This is a genomic window from Achromobacter sp. NPDC058515 (assembly GCF_042721735.1).
In the GTDB taxonomy this organism is placed as follows: Bacteria; Pseudomonadota; Gammaproteobacteria; order Burkholderiales; family Burkholderiaceae_B; genus Achromobacter.
In genome coordinates this window covers 144,384-161,444 of the sequence record NZ_JBHXNI010000008.1, presented here as the reverse complement: position 1 = coordinate 161,444, position 17,061 = coordinate 144,384, and the positions used below count along the sequence as shown (strand labels likewise).

The following is a 17,061-nucleotide window of genomic DNA, read 5'->3' as shown; positions in this document are numbered from 1 at the left end:
ACGGAGAGGTGTCTGCGGAGGGAGAGGTGTCTGACACCCCTGAAACACCCGTACAGGCTGAAGACCGTCTCCCGCGGGTGTCAGACACCTGTGGCGGGTACAGGGCGGCGGCAAGGCGGGCGCGACGCTGGCCTTGAGCACGGAAAGCGGACTATTGAGCGTGACGGGCCAGGGCAGCCTGAGCAGCCGCGGCCTGAACTTCCAGGGCCAGGCCACCTACGCCGCGTCCGCCAGCGAGGCGGACCGCGCGGCCCTGGACGGCCTGCTGTCCAACCTGGGCCGCCGCTCGGACGACACCGTGACGTTCGGGACGGGGAAGTAAGGGCTGGCGGGGGGAGATGGTGTGACGGAGAGGTGTCTGCGGAGGGAGAGGTGTCTGACACCCCTGAAACACCCGTACAGGCTGAAGACCGTCTCCCGCGGGTGTCAGACACCTGTGGCGACACCGTGACGTTCGGAACGGGGCAGTAAGGGCTGGCGGGGGGTGGTGTGACGGAGAGGTGTCTGCGGAGAGGTGTCTGACACCCCTGAGACACCCGAACAGACTGAAGACCGTCTCCCACGGGTGTCAGACACCTGTGGGACACCTGTGGCACGGGTGTCTGACACCTGTGGATGGTGTGACGGAGGGGTGTCTGACACCTGTGGCGTGAATGCCGGCTGCTACGCGTCCCGCGTCACGCGCACGATTTCCTCGGGCGAGGTCTGCCCGCCGTCCACCCAGCGCTGTCCGTCCTCGCGCATGGTGCGCATGCCGGAAGCCGCCGCGGCGCGGCGCAGCTCGCGCTCGTCGCGCCCTTCGTGGATCAGCCTGCGCGCCTCGTCGTCCACCGTGAACAGTTCATGGATGCCCGAGCGGCCGCTGTAGCCCGTATGGTTGCAGGCCTCGCAGCCCACGGGGTGGAACACCTGCGCGCCGTCCAGCATGGACGGCGCCTTGCAGGCCGGGCACAGCTTGCGCACCAGCCGCTGCGCAAGCACGCCCAGCAGGGACGACGCCAGCAGGAAGGGCTCGACCCCCATGTCCGTCAGCCGGGTCACGGCGGACACGGAATCGTTGGTGTGCAGCGTGGCCAGCACCAGATGGCCGGTCAGCGACGCCTGCACCGCGATCTGCGCGGTTTCCAGGTCCCGGATTTCGCCGATCATGATCACGTCGGGGTCCTGGCGCAGGATGGCGCGCAGGGCCAGCGCGAAGCTCATGTCGATCTTGGCGTTGACCTGCGTCTGGCTGATGCCGGGCAGGTCGTACTCGATCGGGTCTTCCACCGTCAGGATGTTGCTGGTGGAGGAGTCCAGCCGGCTCAGCGCCGCGTAGAGCGTCGTGGTCTTGCCGCTGCCGGTCGGCCCCGTCACCAGCACGATGCCGTGCGGCTGGCGGATCAGCCGGTCCAGCTGGACCAGCACGCCCGGGCTCATGCCCAGCCGCTCAAGCTGCAGGCGGCCGGCCTCTTTGTCCAGCAGGCGCAGCACCGCGCGCTCGCCATGGCCGGTCGGCAAGGTGGACACGCGCACGTCGATGGGCCGCCCGCCCACGCGCAAGGCGATGCGGCCGTCCTGCGGCAGGCGCTTTTCGGCGATGTCCAGGTGCGCCATGATCTTGATGCGCGAAATCAGCGCGGCGTGCAGCGCCTTGCGCGGCGACACCACGTCGCGCAGCGTGCCGTCCACCCGGTAGCGCACCACGGAATGGGTTTCGAAGGGCTCGATGTGGATATCGCTGGCGCCGTCGCGCGCGGCTTGCGCGAACAAGGCGTTGATCATGCGGATCACGGGCGCATCGTCCTGCGCGTCCAGCAGGTCCGCCACTTCGGGCATGTCCTGCAGCAGCCGATCCAGGTCGATCTCGTTCTCGGCCACGCCCATGACCGACGCGGCGTCCTCCGAATGGCTGTAGGCCGCCGTCAGGAGCGTCTCCAGTGCCTCGTCGTCCACCTGCGCCAGCGCGATGTCGCCGTGGCAGCGCCGGATCTCGCGCACCGCCCAATCGGGCGTGCGCGGGCTGACGGTCAACTGCGCCTTCCCCCCGCGCAGCGACAGCACCGCGCGCTGCGCGCGGGCCCAGGCATAGGGCAAGGGATGCGCGCTCATTGAAGCGACTCGGGGTCCACCGCCACGGTCGTCATGAGCGGCTTGGGCGCGCGGATCGGACCCGGGCCGCGCGCCGGCGGCATGCCGGGATACTGGCGCACCGCGAAGGTCTCCACCGTCGCGGGCGGCGGGCGGCGCATCGTGGCCTCCTGCTGCTCGGGCCGCAGGTCATAGGCGTTGTTCGACACCGAAGGCGCCGAGCCCGGCTGCGGCAGCATCGGCGCCTGCATGTCTGGCAGCACCCAATGCTTGCCCGGCTGCACGGCGCCCTGCGCGCGGCGCATGTAGTCGTAGCGGTCCATGGTGACGCTGGCGCTGCGGTTCGCGTCGCGCACCACGTAGGGACGCAGGAACACCATCAGGTTGGTCTTGGTGCGCTTGCGGCTGTCGTAGCGGAACAGCGAGCCGATCACCGGAAGCGAGCCCAGGCCGGGCACGCTGTTGGAGGTGAGCGTCACATTGTCTTCCAGCAGGCCGCCCAGCACGATAATCTGGCCGTCGTCGATCAGCACGCTGGTGTCGATGGCGCGCTTGTTGGTCACGATGCCGGTGGTGGCGTTGGAGCGGCTCTCGTCGATGCTGCTGACCTCCTGGTAGATGTCCAGCTTCACCGCGCCGCCCTCGGAAATCTGCGGGCGGATATTCAGCTTCAGGCCGACGTCCTCGCGTTCGATCGTCTGGAAGGGGTTGGAACTGCCGTTGCTGCCGGAGGTCACGTACTGCCCGGTCACGAACGGCACCGTCTTGCCCACCAGGATGCTGGCCGACTGGTTGTCCAGCGTCAGCAGGTTCGGCGTGGACAGGATGTTGGCCTCGCCCGTGTTCTGCATGGCACGCGCCAGCACGCCCAGGTTGATGACCTGGTTGCCCAGCACATCGACCGTGCCCTTGACCACGCCCAGGCTCAGGCCGCCGCCCAGGGCGTCGATCGAGGTCGGGCCCGTGCCGGTGATGCCGCTGCCGCCCAGGTTCGTGCCGCCGATGAAGCTGGTGCCGTTGCCGTTGATGTTGCCCGCGCCGGTCATCCACTGGATGCCGAACTCGGCCGCCTTCTCTTCGCTCACTTCCACGATCAGGCTTTCCACCAGCACCTGCGCGCGGCGCTGGTCGAGCTGGTCGATCACTTCGCGCAGGCTGCGGTAGAGCGGCTCGGGCGCCGAGATGATCAGCGAATTGGTCGCCGGGTCCGCCTGGATGGTGGCGCCGCCCGCCGAGTACGACACCGCCTGCGAGGAATTGTCTTCGCGCGCGATGCGCTCCTGCTCGCCGGACAGCCCGCTCTTGGCCGAGCCCGACAGGTTGGACATGCCCTGCCCCGCCTGGCTCGCGGTGTTTGCCGGCGTGTTCTGCGCGCGCGCGCCGCCCTGAGCCGCGCCGGTGCTGCTGCTGGCGCCCGGGGCCGCGCCGGGCGCGGAATTGGCCTGGCCCGTCAGCAGCCCGCCCAGCACTTCGGCGATGCGCGTGGCCTGCGCGTTGCGCATGTAGACCACGTGCAGGTTGCCCGCGCGGTTCTGCTGCGCGTCCAGCTTCAGGATCAGGTCGCGGGCCAGGCGCGTGCGCGCCGGGCTGCCCGAACGCACCAGCACGCTGTTGCTGCGCGGATCGGCCACGACGGCGATGCGCTGCGTCGGGTCGCTGCTCTGCGTGTCCAGCAGTTGCGAGGCCAGGATGGCGATGTCGGTCGCGATGCCCGACTGCACCTGCACCACGTCCGTGTCGATGGAGCTGGGCACGTCGATGCGCGCGATGACCGCCGCGATCCGCTCCAGGTTGTCCGCATAGTCCGTCACGACCAGCGTGTTGTTGCCCGGATAGGCGTTGATCGGGTTGTTCGGCGGCACCATGGGGCGCAGCACCGGCACCAGGTTCGCGGCGTTCTCGTACTTCAGGGGGAACACGCGGGTCAGCATTTCGCCGCTGCTGCCTCCCGTGCCCTTGGCGAAGGCCGCCACGGGCACCGGCGCCCTGCCGGCAGCCGCCGGCGCGCCGGACGCGGGCCTGGGACCGCCCACCACCGCGCTGCCCTGAAGCTTGGCGTCGGCCTCGGGCACCACGCGCGTCACGCCGTCCACGTCGACGATGGCAAAGCCCTGCAGGCGCAACGCGCCCGTCAGCATGGCCAGCGCCTGACCGCTGTCGACGGGCCGGTCCGACACCAGCGTCAGCTTGCCCTTCACCCGGGGGTCCACCAGGAAGTTGCGCTGCGTGAACAGCGACAGCGCGCGCAACACGGCGGGGATGTCGGTGTCGACGAAATTCAGGCTGACGCGATTGTCCGCCTGTTGAGCGTGGGCCGTGCTGGCCGCCGGTCCGAGTTGGCTTGCCGCAAGCAAGACCGCTAGGCTGAATTGCGCGATGTGACGCATGACGGGTATAGGAGCCTGGAACGTGAAAGCGTGTGAAAAAACGTGAAAGCGGTCGGAGTATACGGGGTGTGACTGCAACACTACGGTCACATTCCGAAGGCAAGGTGACGGGCTGGAAACCCTTTAAATTCGGGGCTCTTGGCGGTTCAAGCCGACGCGCGCCCTTTATGACAACCATGCCTTCATTCCGCTACGAAGCCACTGACGCGCTCGGAAAAATCGTGCGGGGCACGATCGATGCCGACTCCGAACGCGGCGCCCGCAATCAGTTGCGCGGACGCGGTCTGCTGCCGCTCTCCACGTCGCTCGCGGCGCGCGCCGAAGGCTTGGGCGGGGCATTGCGCACGCGCCTGTCCGATGCCGACCTGGCATGGCTGACGCGCCAGCTCGCCAGCCTGCTGGCCGCGCGCCTGCCCCTTGACGCCGCGCTGAGCGCCACGCTGGAACAGGCCGAGAAAAAACACATCGCCGCGACCTTGGGCGGCGTGCGCGACGACGTGCGCGCCGGTCATCGCCTGTCGGCCGCGCTGGCCGCGCGGCCGCGCGACTTTCCCGAGATCTATCGCGCGCTGATCGGCGCGGGCGAGGAATCCGGCGACCTGGCGCAGGTGATGGAAAAGCTGGCGGACTACATCGAGGAACGCAACGCGCTGCGCAGCAAGGTCTTGACGGCGTTCATCTATCCGGCCGTGGTGGCCAGCGTGTCGGTGATCATCGTGATCTTCCTCTTGGGCTATGTGGTGCCGCAGGTCGTGTCCGCCTTCAGCCAGGCCAAGCAGCAGCTGCCGCTCCTGACCCGCGTCATGCTGGCCCTGTCGGACTACGTGCGCGAATGGGGCGCGGCGACCGGCGTCGCCATCGTGCTGGCGATCGTGCTGTGGCGCTACACGCTGCGCGCGCCCGCGGCGCGGCGCGCCTGGCATGCGCGCGTGCTGCGCCTGCCCCTGGCCGGGCGCTTCGTGCTGGGCGTGAACGCGGCGCGCTTCGCGTCCACGCTGGCGATTCTCTGCGGCAGCGGCGTGGCGCTCCTGACGGCGCTGGAGGCGGCGCGCCGCACGCTGGGCAATGATGTGCTGCGCCTGGCCGTGGACGAGGCGTCGGCGCGCGTGCGCGAAGGCGCGGCGCTATCGGCCTCGCTTGGCGCGCAAAAGGTGTTCCCCTCGCTGCTGGTGCATCTGATCGCCAGCGGCGAGAAGACGGGCCGCCTGCCCGAGCTGCTGGACCGGGGCGCGCAGAACCTGTCGCGCGACCTGGAGCGGCGCGCGATGGCGATGACCGCCCTGCTGGAGCCTGCGCTGATACTGCTGATGGGGGGATTTGTCCTGCTGATCGTGCTGGCGGTGATGATGCCGATCCTGGAGATGAACCAGTTGATCAGGTAGGGACGGTGGCTGGCGCGCCATGGAAACGGGCCGCGTCAGGACGCGGCCCGAAGCATGCGCAAAACGATCAGAGCGCCTCTTCGTCGCTCTCGCCCGTGCGGATGCGGATGGCCTGCTCCACCGGGCTCACGAAGATCTTGCCGTCGCCGATCTTGCCGGTGCGGGCGGCCTTGACCACGGCCTCGATGGCGGCTTCGACCTGGCTGTCGGGCAGCACGACTTCAACGCGGATCTTGGGCAGGAAGTCCACCACGTATTCGGCGCCGCGATAGAGTTCGGTGTGGCCTTTCTGGCGGCCGAAACCCTTGACTTCGGTGACCGTCAGGCCGCTGACGCCGACTTCGGCCAGCGCCTCGCGGACTTCGTCGAGCTTGAAGGGTTTGATGATGGCGGTGACTTGTTTCACGTTGGTCGTCCTGGTTTTTTGATCTGTTGCGGCGCCCCGCCCCGGCATCCGGTGCCAGGCAAGGCGCAATGAATAAGAGAATACCACCGGAGGAAGGAAGCTCCCACGCCGCGCTTGCCGCCTCGTCTTGGGTCTGCCAGGCGTCGGGACGCCCGCCGAGCGGTGTCTGACACCCGCCGCACCCGCCGAAGCTGCACGGGCGTTTCCCGGGTGTCAGACACCTTGGCCGGGCGCCCGGCAGGAAACCGCGGTCAGTCCCCCGGCGCCTCGTCCGGGATGCCGTCGGCTTCGCGCAGCCACACCACCGATTCGGAGTCGCTGGGCGCGCGCCAGTCGCCGCGCGGGGACAGCGAACCGCCCGAACCGACCTTCGGCGCATTGGGAACGCAGGTGCGCTTGAACTGGCTGAGGCGGAAGAACCGGTCCAGGAAGATCTTCAGGTTGCGCTTGATGGCGGCCAGGTCGTACTGGTTGCGCGCCACATGCCCGCCCTCCGGCCAGGCGCCGGCCTCGCGGTCGCGCCAGGCCGCCAGCGCCAGGAAGGCGACCTTGGTCGGCGCAAAGCCGTAGCGCAGCGTGTAGTACAGGTTGAAGTCCTGCAGCTCGTAGGGGCCGATGGAATCTTCGCTTTTCTGGACGGGCTTGTTGTCGTCCGCGCCGCCCGGCACCAGCTCGGGGCTGACATCCGTCCCCAGCACGTCCAGCAGCACCTCTGCCCCGTCCTCGCCCAGGCGGCCGGACTCGGCCACCCAGCGCACCAGATGCGTGATGAGCGTCTTGGGCACGCTGGCGTTGACGCTGTAGTGCGACATGTGGTCGCCCACGCCATACGTGCACCAACCCAGTGCAAGCTCGCTCAGGTCGCCCGTGCCGATGACGATGGCGTTGCTGAAATTCGCGATGCGGAACAGGTGGTTGGTGCGTTCGCCGGCCTGCACGTTCTCGAACGTGATGTCGTAGACCGGCTTGCCGTCCGCATAGGGATGGCCCAGGTCCTTGAGCATCTGCAGGCAGCTGGGCCGGATATCGATTTCGGAGGCCGTGCAGCCCACCACCGCCATCAGCCGGCGCGCCTGCTGCAGCGTGCGGGTGCTGGTGGCAAAGCCAGGCATGGTAATGGCCAGGATGTTCGAGCGCGGCAGGTCCAGGGAATCCATGGCCTTGGCGCAGACCAGCAGCGCGTGGGTGGAATCCAGCCCGCCCGAGATGCCGATGACGACCTTGGACATGCCGCTGGCCGACAGGCGCTGGGCCAGCGCCTGCACCTGGATGTTGTAGACCTCCTTGCATCGGGCGTCGCGGCGCTGCGGGTCGGCCGGCACATAGGGAAAGCGCGCCACGCGCCGCTCCAGCGGCAGCTCGGCGTCTTCCAGCGGCGGATTCACGGGGACCGCCACGTGGCGGAACTTGCGGACCTCGTCCTGGTGGCGGCGCACGGACTGGCCGAACGTGCTCTGGCGCATGCGCTCGCGCGACAGGCGTTCGATGTCCACGTCCGAGAACAGCAGGTGGGAGTGCCCGAGGAAACGCTCGGACTCGGCCAGCAGCTCCCCGTTTTCGTAGATCAGCGCCTGGCCGTCCCAGGCCATGTCCGTGGAGGACTCGCCCCGGCCGGCCGACGTGTACATATAGGCCGACAGGCAACGCGCCGACTGCTGCGAGACCAGCTGGTGGCGGTATTCGGCCTTGCCGACGACGATATTGGAGGCGGACAGGTTGACCAGCACCGTGGCCCCGGCCAGCGCCGCAAAGGACGACGGCGGGATGGGCACCCAGACGTCTTCGCAGATTTCGACATGGAACTGGAAAAGCGGCAGCTTTTCCATCTGGAACAGCAGCTCGGACCCGAAGGGCACGGTCTGGCCCAGCAGGCGGATCTCGGTGGCGGCCGCGCAATCGGCCGCGCTGAACTGGCGCGCTTCGTAGAATTCGCCGTAGTTGGGCAGGTAGCTCTTGGGCACCACGCCCAGCACGCGGCCGCCGGCCGCCACCACGGCGCAGTTGAACAGCTGGTGGGCCACGCGCAGCGGCGCGCCCACGATGATGGCGATATCCAGCCCGGCCGTGGCTTCGACCACCTGCGCCAGCGCCGCCTCGCAGGCGTCCAGCAGGGCCTTCTGGTGGAACAGGTCGTCGCAGGTGTAGGCCGACAGGCCCAGCTCGGGAAACGCCGCCAGTACGGCGCCGCCCTGGGCGGCCTGCTCGGCCAGCGCGATCGTCTGCGCCGCGTTGAACGCCGGGTCGGCGACCCGGCATTCGGGCACGCCGACCGCGACCCGGGCGAAGCCGTGGGAATACAGGTTGAAGAACGGGTTCGACATCGGGTCTATCGCCTAGGCTGCAACGGTTGGGATTATCTCACGGCCCCCGGGGCCGGCACGCCCTAGCGCGGCATCTTGCCGTCGGTCAGGCCGCGCTCGGGAGGCATGGCTGGCTCGGCCTGCAGGACGGGCCCCTGCCGGTCGCGCTCCACGGCCAGCGCCGTCTGGATGGCGTTCTCGCGCAGGTAGCCGCCCATGGCGCCGATGTCGGCGCCGGACGGCTGCTGGTACAGGCGCAGGCCCAGTTCCGGCAGGATCGCCAGCAGATGGTCGAAGACGTCGCCCTGGATGCGCTCGTACTCCACCCAGGCGGTCACGGCGGTAAAGCAGTAGACCTCGACCGGGATGCCCTCGGAGGTGGGCTCCATCATGCGGACCATCATCGCCATATCCTGGCGGATTTCCGGATTCTGCTTCAGGAACGCCAGCGCGTAGGCCCGCAAGGTGCCGATATTGGTCAGGCGGCGGCGGTTGGCCGGCACGCTGGCCAGCTCGCCCATGGTCTGGTTGGCCTGGGCGATGTCCTCGGTCTTGGCCCGCAGATAATCGTGCAGCAGGCGGAAACGCATCAGGCGCTGCGCTTCCTCGTCGGTCAGGAAACGCACGCTGGCCGCGTCGATGCGCAGGGTGCGCTTGATGCGCCGGCCGCCCGACTCGAACATGTGCCGGTAATTGCGGTAGCTTTCCGAGAACAGCTTGTACGTGGGCACGGTGGTGACGGTGTTGTCCCAGTTCTGCACCTTGACCGTATGCAGCGCGATGTCCTTGACGAAGCCGTCGGCGTTGGACTGCGGCATCTCGATCCAGTCGCCGATGCGCAGCATGTCGTTGCTGGTCAGCTGGGTGCTGGCCACGAGCGACAGCAGCGTGTCCTTGAACACCAGCAGCAGCACCGCCGACAGCGCGCCCAGGCCGGAGATCATCCACAGCGGCGACCGGTCGATCAGGATGGAAAGCACCAGGACGGTGCATATCGCCATCAGGATCAGCTTGCCGATCTGGATATAGCCCTTGATGGACCGGGTCTGCGCCCGCGTGGTGGCCGAATACGTGTCCTGCCAGGCGCTCAGCACCCCAGAGACCGCGATGAATACGCAGATCCAGGCGCCCGCATGCGCCAGCCGCCCCACGATCGAGACGGCCCGCTCGGCGTGCGGCACCAGGTCTATGCCCATCGACACCACGGCGAACGGCACCGCGTACCAGAGATTCCGGTAGGCGCGGCGGCGCTGCAGGGCCTGGTCCCAATCCCCGCGACCGCTCACCACCAGCAGCCGGTGCGCCACCAGCAGCACGATCCGGGCGACGACCCACTGCACGAACAGCGCCGTCAGGATCAGCACGCCGATCCCGATCAGCGTCTGCGCCCAGGCCTCCCGCGGCATGTGGGTGTCAAGTTGGGTGACTAGCTCTTCCCATTCCAGGGGCATAAGGTGTCTGCTCTGTCTAAGTTCTTGAAACTAACCGTGGATTATCCGACAAGTCGCGCCCGCGCGAGGTTCCGGCCCCGCAAAACCGGGGCCGGCTTCGCCCGCCGCCGCGCGAGGCCCTATAATTCCGCCCATCATGGCAAACACTCCCTCCTCCGATCAAAACCAGTTCGCCAATAAGGCGCAGGCCTGGTCCGCCCGGTTCTCGGAACCGGTTTCCGAACTCGTCAAACGCTACACGGCGTCCGTGGATTTCGACAAGCGCCTGGCGCGCCACGACATCCAGGGCTCGCTCGCGCATGCGGACATGCTGGCCGCCCAGGGCATCATCGGCGCCCAGGACCTGGCCGACATCCAGCGCGGCATGACGCAGATCCTGTCCGAAATCGATGCCGGCAGCTTCCAATGGCTGCTGGATCTGGAAGACGTCCACCTGAACATCGAAAAGCGCCTGGTGGAACTGGTGGGCGACGCGGGCAAGCGCCTGCACACCGGCCGTTCGCGCAACGACCAGGTCGCCACCGACATCCGCCTGTGGCTGCGCGATGAAATCGACAACCTGCAAGACCTGCTGCGCCAGCTGCGCCACGCGCTGGCCACGGTCGCGCTGGAAAACGCCGGCACCATCATGCCGGGCTTCACGCACCTGCAGGTCGCCCAGCCCGTCACGTTCGGCCATCACCTGCTGGCCTACGCCGAAATGTTCGGCCGCGACGCCGAGCGCCTGGCCGACTGCCGCCGCCGCGTGAACCGCCTGCCGCTGGGCGCCGCCGCCCTGGCCGGCACCTCGTTCCCGATCGACCGCGAACGCGTGGCCAAGACCCTGGGCTTTGACGGCGTGTGCCGCAATTCGCTGGACGCCGTCTCCGACCGCGACTTCGCCATCGAGTTCTGCGCCGCCGGCGCCCTGATCATGACGCACGTCTCGCGCCTGTCCGAAGAGCTGGTGCTCTGGATGAGCCCGCGCGTGGGCTTCATCGACCTGGCCGACCGCTTCTGCACCGGCAGCTCGATCATGCCGCAAAAGAAAAACCCCGACGTGCCCGAGCTGGCCCGCGGCAAGACCGGCCGCGTCAACGGCAACCTGGTCGCCCTGCTGACCCTGATGAAAGGCCAGCCCCTGGCCTACAACAAGGACAACCAGGAAGACAAGGAAGGCCTGTTCGACACGGTGGACACCGTGCGCGACACGCTGACGATCTTCGCGGACATGGCCGGCGGCATCAAGGTGAAGGCCGAGAACATGCGCGCCGCCGCCCTGCAGGGCTTTGCCACCGCCACCGACCTGGCCGACTACCTGGTCAAGCAGGGCGTGCCCTTCCGCGACGCCCACGAAGTCGTGGCCCACGCCGTGCGCGACTGCGAACAGCGCGGCTGCGACCTGGCCGACCTGTCGACCGCCGACCTCAAGGCCTACCACGCCAGCATCGGCGAAGACGTCCACCAGGTCCTCACCCTGGAAGGTTCGGTCGCCGCGCGCAAGCACGTGGGCGGCACCGCCCCCGAGCGCGTCGCTGAAGAAGCCCGCCGCATCCTGGCCGAGACGGCCGAAGGCTGATTCCGGCCCACGCCAGAAGCGCCCGTTCAAGGCCCCCGAAAGGGGGCCTTGTTGTTGCCTGCACTGCCGGAGGCGTGCGCGACGAGCCGACCGAAGGCGCCCGGCAGGTGCCGAACGACGCGCGGGTCGCGAGCCCGGCACTGCGCCGACGCAAGCCGGCAGCCGGATCTCACGCCGCCGGGTCGATGCCCAATTCGGCCAGGATCGCCCCGGTGTGCTGGCCCAGCGCCGGCACGTCGCCCATGGCCGCCTCCGTGCCCGACAGCGTGGCGGGCGGCAGCAGGGCCCGGATCGGCCCCGCAGGCGTGGCCACATCCCGCCAGCGGCTGCGCGCGGCCAATTGCGGATGCTCCCAGACCTCGTGCATGGAATTCAGCGCGGAATTGGCGATGCCTCCCTCGTCCAGCCTGCGCAGCACCTCCTCGCGCGTGAGCGGCGCAAAACACTCCGCGATCAGCGCATCCAGCGCCTGGCGATTGGCGACGCGCAGGACGTTGGATGAAAAGCGCTCGTCCCCCGCGACGGCCGGATCGCGCAGCACGTCCTCGCAGAAGCGCGCCCATTCCCGGTCGTTCTGCAATCCGAAAATGATGTCTTTGCCGTCGCCCGCCTGATACTGCCCATAGGGCGCGATGGCCGGATGCGCCACGCCGTTGCGGGCAGGCGGCGAACCGCCGTAATGGGCAAAATTCAAGGGGTAGGACATCCACTCGGCCAGCGCCTCCAGCATGGTGACCTCGACGCGCAGCCCGGCGCCCGTGCGCGCCCGCTGCAGCAGCGCGGTCAGCACGCCGGAATACGCATACATGCCCGCGGAGATATCGGCGATCGATATGCCGGTGCGCGCGGGCGCGTCGGGCGCGCCGGTCACCGAAATCAGGCCGGCCGCGGCCTGGATGAGCAGGTCGTAGGCCTTCTTCCGATGGAATGGGCCGCTGTCGCCGTAGCCGGAGATATCGCACACGATCAGCTTGGGGAACTGGGCATGCAAGGCGGGAAAGTCCAGCCCCTTGCGCTTTGCCGCCCCGGGAGCCAGGTTCTGGATGAAGACGTCGGCCCGCTCCAGCAGCCGCTGCAGCACGGCGCGCTCGGCCGGCTGCTCCAGATCCAGGCACAGGCTTTCCTTGCCCCGGTTGGCCCACACGAAAAACGAAGAGAGGCCGTGTACCGTCGCGTCATAGCCCCGCGCAAAGTCGCCCACGCCGGGGCGCTCGATCTTGATCACGCGGGCCCCCAGGTCCGCGAGCTGGCGGCTGGCAAAGGGCGCAGCCACGGCGTGTTCAAGCGCGACGACAGTGACGCCGTCCAAGGGTTTCAAAGCTGCGGTCATAGCGTCCTGGTGATCGGAGGTGGCGGCCGGCCCGGCAGGCGCCTGGCCATGAAAAATTATAGGAACGCCACCCGGACCGCGGCCAGTCGATAATTTCTAACCGCCCTTCAAGATTCTCTAATCGCTGTGTTCCTCGGGCGTCAGCTGCGTGACGTAGCCGACGAAATCGCGCGCATAGACAGGCAGCGCATCCATGCTGCGCATCACCACGCGCTGTTCGCGCACCGCCCACGCTTCCTCGATCTCAACGCATTCGACCTTGCCCTGGGCAAGCGCGCCCGCGGCGACGGAGCGCGGCACCAGCGAAATGCCCGCGCCCTCCTGGACGCAACGCAGCACCGCGTCGAAATTCGGCGCATGCACGCGCACGCGCGGCTTGATGCCCAACTGCTCGGCCATCTGCTGAAGGTAAAGAAAGTTGCTGCTCTTGCGTCCGATCGCGACCACATCGTGCGCCAGCGCGGCTTCCAGCGACACGCGCCGATGCAGGCCCAGGGGGTGGCGAGGCGGAATGATGAACAGCAATTCGTCCTTGCCGTAGGTGATGAACTCCAGTCCGCGCATTTCTATGGCCCCCGCCACCAGACCCACGTCCGCATGCCCGTCCAGCACCGCCTTGACCGTTTCGGCGCTGAGACGTTCTTCCAGGTCGACGTTGACGTTCGGGTAGGCCGCCAGGAACCGGCTCAGCGCGGCCGGCAGGCTGCTCATGGTGCTGCTGTTCGCAAATACGCGGATATGCCCCTCGATGCCGTCGGTATGGCGGCGCATCTCGCCCTGCAAGCGCTCGACATTGCCAAGTATGGTCTGCGCATAGCGCAGCACGGTCATGCCGGCCGGCGTCAGCGACATGCCTTTCTGCGTGCGCACGAACAGCGGAACGCCCATTGCCTGTTCCAGGTTCTTCAGCCGATAGCTGGCCGATGGCGCGGTCAGATGGAGGTCGGACGCGCCGCCAGTCAGGCTCTTGGCCTCGGCGATGGCCATGAAAACACGCAGGTCGGTCAGTTCGTAGCGCAACGCAATCACCCCGAAAACCCCGTCGCACCGCCCGGGGCAAGCCACTGTTAGAAAGGTTCTAAGCCGAGGAAAAAACATTCGACTGTTCGCCCCGCATCATCGTCTTTATATTTTGCCGCAGCCAGGGAGCAAACCCGGAGCCGCCCGCCGCCGCCGCAGAACAACCGCACCGCCTGACGGCAAGCGGCAGGCAAAACAATGAACGGAGACACCGATGAACAAACGATTTCCCTGGCCCGCGCTGGCGCGCAAGCTGACCGCCGCCATCTGCCTGCTGGCCGCAACTCCTCTGGCCTGGGCCGGGCCAGGTTTCCCGGAACGGCCCGTGAAACTGGTGGTGCCCTATGCGGCCGGAGGCCCCACGGATACCTTCGCGCGCGCGCTGGCCGAAAGCTGGGGCCGCCAGACGGGCGCCACGTTCATCGTGGAAAACCGCAGCGGCGCAGGCACGATGGTCGGCACGGAAATGGTTGCCAAGGCCCCGCCCGACGGCTATACGCTGCTCCTCACCACGGTGGCGCACGCGGTCAATCCGAGCATTCACGCGGCCCTGCCCTATCGCACGGTCGAGGACTTCGCGCCGGTGGGCCTGGCCGCCAAGGCGCCCCTGGTGCTCGTCGTCAACAAGTCCATGCCGGTGCAGAGCCTGCCGGAGTTCCTGGCCTACCTGAAGTCCCGCCCGGGCAAGATCAACTATGGTTCGGCCGGCATCGGCAGCGCGCCGCACCTGGGCGCCGAACTGGTCAATTACCTGGCCGGGACCCGCGCCATGCACGTGCCCTATCGCGGCAGCGCCCCCGCCATGGCCGACGTCATCGGCGGACATCTGGATTTCATGATCGACAGCGCGCCTACCGGCCTGGCCCAGGTGCATGCCGGCACGGTGCGCCTGCTGGCGACATCGATGCAGCAGCGGCTGCCGCAGACGCCGGACACGCCCGCCATCGCGGAAGCCATCCCGGGCTACGAAGCCTACACCTGGAACGCCGTGTTCGCGCCGGCCGGCACGCCGGCTCCGCTGCTCAAGACGCTGACCTCCTCCCTGCGGGCCGCGCTGCACGACGAGGCGCTGAAACGGCGGGCCTACGACATGGGCCTGGTCCTGGAAACGGAGCCCACGCCGGCCGCCCTGGCCAGCTTCCTGGATAGCGAACTGAAGAAATGGAGCGAAGTCGCCAAGGCGGCCAACATGAGCGCGAACTAAAGCCCGGACCCGGCAGGCCGGACGCGACTCAACCTGCCGCCCAAGAACAGGATCCCCGCATGATCAAGCATCAGATGTGCGCGCAGCGCTACTTCGAAGACTTCCAGATTGGCGAGATTTTCAATCTGCCGTCCCGCACCATGACCGAAGCGCTGTTCGCGGCCTTTCAACTGGCCAGCGGCGACAACCATCCCGTGCACTACGACGTGGAATACTGCCGCGCCCACGGCATGCCCCACATGCTGGCGCACGGTTTCCAGGTGGCCATCCAGACCGCCGCCGGCGCCGGCCTGTTCCCGCATATGGTGGAGGATTCGCTCAAGGCCTTCCTGGAGCAGAGCAGCCGTTTCCTCAAGCCGGTCTACGTGGGCGACACCCTGTATGCCTCCCTGCGGGTGACTGAGCTGGAACCCGGGCGCAGCACCGGCGTACTCGTCATGCGCAGCGAAGTGCGCAACCAGCAGGACGCGCTGGTGATGGACGGCATGCAGAAGTACCTACTGCGCAAGCGCCCCGGCTGCCCGGGACGCTGCGCCGGCCTCGGGCGGACTAGATGTGCAGTGCGTGCCCCAGCGCCTTGAGCGCCGCTTCCTGCACGGCTTCGCCCAGGGTGGGATGCGCATGGATGGCGCCGGCCACGTCTTCCAGCGTGGCGCCCATCTCCAGCGACTGGCCGAACGCCGTGGACAGCTCCGACACGCCGCGCCCCACCGCCTGCCATCCGACGATCAGGTGATTGTCGCGGCGGGCCACGACGCGCACGAACCCGTCGGTGGATTCCAGCGTCATGGCGCGGCCGTTGGCCGCGAACGGGAACGACGCCGTCAGGCAGTCCAGCCCCGCGCTTTCGGCCTCGAGCGGCGACAGGCCCGCCACCACGACCTCGGGGTCGGTGAAGCAGACGGCGGGTATGGAGGCCGGCTGGAAGTGGCGGCGCTTGCCCGCCACCAGTTCAGCCACCATCTCGCCCTGCGCCATTGCGCGATGCGCCAGCATGGGTTCGCCGGCGATGTCGCCGATGGCCCAGACGTCGCGCATGGACGTGCGGCACTGGTCGTCGATGCGCAGCGCGTTGCCCCTGCGATCGAGCTGCAGGCTTTCCAGCCCCCAATCCTGGGTGCGCGGTCGGCGCCCCACCGAGATCAGCACGCGGTCGGCGGGCAGCAGGGTCTCGGCGCCGCTGGCGTCCTGCACCCGCACCGCGTTGCCCGCGCCGTTCAGCCCCAGCACCTTGCGCCCCAGGTGCAGCGCCACGCCCATTTTGGCCAGGGCGGCGGCCACGGGCTTGGTGAGTTCGGCGTCGTAGGTCGGCAGGATGCGGTCCTGCGCTTCCACCACCGCCACTTCCGCGCCCAGCTTGCGGTACACGGTGCCCAGCTCCAGGCCGATGTAGCCGCCGCCGACCACCACCAGCTGCTTCGGAATGCTGGTGGGCGACAGCGCTTCGGTGGACGACACCACCATCCCGCCAAACGGCATGGACGCAAGCGGCGTGGGCTCGGAGCCGGCCGCCAGCAGCAGGTGTTCGCACTGGATGCGGATGCGGCCCGCATCGGGCGTGTCCACTTCCGCTGTCTTGCCGTCCATCAGCGTGGCCCAGCCCTGCACCACTTCCACGCCGTTCTTCTTGAGCAGCGCGCCGACGCCGCCCGTCAGCTTGCCGACGATGCCGTCCTTCCACGCCACGGTCCGCGCGATATCGATGCGGGGCGCGTCCACGGAAATGCCCAGCGCGGACTGGTCCGCATAGTGGCGCGCCTTGTCGAATTCCTCGGCCGCGTGGATCAGGGCCTTGGAGGGAATGCAGCCGATGTTCAGGCAGGTGCCGCCCAGCTGCGCGCCTTCGACCAGGATGGTCGGCACGCCCAGCTGCCCGGCGCGGATGGCGGCCACGTAGCCGCCGGGCCCGCCGCCGATCACCAGCAAGGTCGTTGTCTTTGTGATCTGGCTCAT

At 68.2% G+C, this 17,061-nt stretch carries 13 protein-coding genes; 5 read left to right on the top strand and 8 right to left on the bottom strand.

Annotated elements, in window-relative coordinates; genetic code table 11:
• Positions 1-133: 133 nt before the first annotated feature.
• Complete coding sequence (locus tag ACFWP0_RS15950; RefSeq protein WP_377843607.1) at positions 134-322, top strand: hypothetical protein; 189 nt, start codon at positions 134-136, stop codon at positions 320-322.
• Positions 323-663: 341 nt separating this feature from the next.
• On the opposite strand, the gene gspE is transcribed toward ACFWP0_RS15950, so the two are convergent.
• On the bottom strand, positions 664-2,091 hold the full coding sequence (gspE, locus tag ACFWP0_RS15945; protein WP_377843605.1) for a type II secretion system ATPase GspE: 1,428 nt from the start codon (positions 2,089-2,091) through the stop codon (positions 664-666).
• Positions 2,088-4,457 (bottom strand): type II secretion system secretin GspD, encoded by a 2,370-nt coding sequence (gene gspD / locus ACFWP0_RS15940; RefSeq protein WP_377843603.1) that lies wholly within the window; start codon positions 4,455-4,457, stop codon positions 2,088-2,090. The genes gspE and gspD overlap by 4 nt, the downstream gene beginning before the upstream one ends.
• 176 nt (positions 4,458-4,633) lie before the next feature.
• Between gspD and gspF the strand changes: the two genes are divergently transcribed.
• Complete coding sequence (gene gspF, locus ACFWP0_RS15935) at positions 4,634-5,839, top strand: type II secretion system inner membrane protein GspF (protein ID WP_377843602.1); 1,206 nt, start codon at positions 4,634-4,636, stop codon at positions 5,837-5,839.
• 67 nt (positions 5,840-5,906) lie between these two features.
• On the opposite strand, the gene ACFWP0_RS15930 is transcribed toward gspF, so the two are convergent.
• The 3 genes from ACFWP0_RS15930 to ACFWP0_RS15920 form a co-directional block, all read right to left on the bottom strand.
• Positions 5,907-6,245, bottom strand: a complete 339-nt coding sequence (locus ACFWP0_RS15930) for a P-II family nitrogen regulator (RefSeq protein WP_050449738.1) — start codon at positions 6,243-6,245, stop codon at positions 5,907-5,909.
• A 251-nt stretch (positions 6,246-6,496) separates the two neighbouring features.
• Positions 6,497-8,566, bottom strand: coding sequence for an NAD(+) synthase (locus ACFWP0_RS15925; protein WP_377843600.1), 2,070 nt, complete (start codon positions 8,564-8,566; stop codon positions 6,497-6,499).
• 62 nt (positions 8,567-8,628) lie between these two features.
• A complete protein-coding gene (locus ACFWP0_RS15920; RefSeq protein WP_377843598.1) occupies positions 8,629-9,996 on the bottom strand; it encodes a mechanosensitive ion channel family protein in 1,368 nt (455 codons plus the stop codon).
• A 136-nt stretch (positions 9,997-10,132) separates the two neighbouring features.
• Between ACFWP0_RS15920 and argH the strand changes: the two genes are divergently transcribed.
• Complete coding sequence (argH, locus tag ACFWP0_RS15915) at positions 10,133-11,554, top strand: argininosuccinate lyase (RefSeq protein WP_377843596.1); 1,422 nt, start codon at positions 10,133-10,135, stop codon at positions 11,552-11,554.
• Between the two features lie 169 nt (positions 11,555-11,723).
• Here the strand turns inward: argH and ACFWP0_RS15910 are convergent, their stop codons facing one another.
• On the bottom strand, positions 11,724-12,884 hold the full coding sequence (locus ACFWP0_RS15910) for a CaiB/BaiF CoA transferase family protein (protein WP_377843594.1): 1,161 nt from the start codon (positions 12,882-12,884) through the stop codon (positions 11,724-11,726).
• Between the two features lie 117 nt (positions 12,885-13,001).
• Entirely contained in the window at positions 13,002-13,904 is a 903-nt protein-coding gene (locus ACFWP0_RS15905) for a LysR family transcriptional regulator (protein WP_377843760.1), read from the bottom strand.
• Between the two features lie 214 nt (positions 13,905-14,118).
• Here ACFWP0_RS15905 and ACFWP0_RS15900 point away from each other — a divergent pair, with 214 nt between their 5' ends.
• Together ACFWP0_RS15900 and ACFWP0_RS15895 are read left to right on the top strand one after the other, a co-directional pair.
• A complete protein-coding gene (locus ACFWP0_RS15900) occupies positions 14,119-15,108 on the top strand; it encodes a tripartite tricarboxylate transporter substrate binding protein (protein ID WP_377843592.1) in 990 nt (329 codons plus the stop codon).
• Between the two features lie 59 nt (positions 15,109-15,167).
• A complete protein-coding gene (locus tag ACFWP0_RS15895; protein ID WP_377843591.1) occupies positions 15,168-15,689 on the top strand; it encodes a MaoC family dehydratase in 522 nt (173 codons plus the stop codon).
• On the opposite strand, the gene lpdA is transcribed toward ACFWP0_RS15895, so the two are convergent.
• Positions 15,658-17,061, bottom strand: coding sequence for a dihydrolipoyl dehydrogenase (gene lpdA, locus ACFWP0_RS15890; RefSeq protein ID WP_377843590.1), 1,404 nt, complete (start codon positions 17,059-17,061; stop codon positions 15,658-15,660). The genes ACFWP0_RS15895 and lpdA overlap by 32 nt on opposite strands.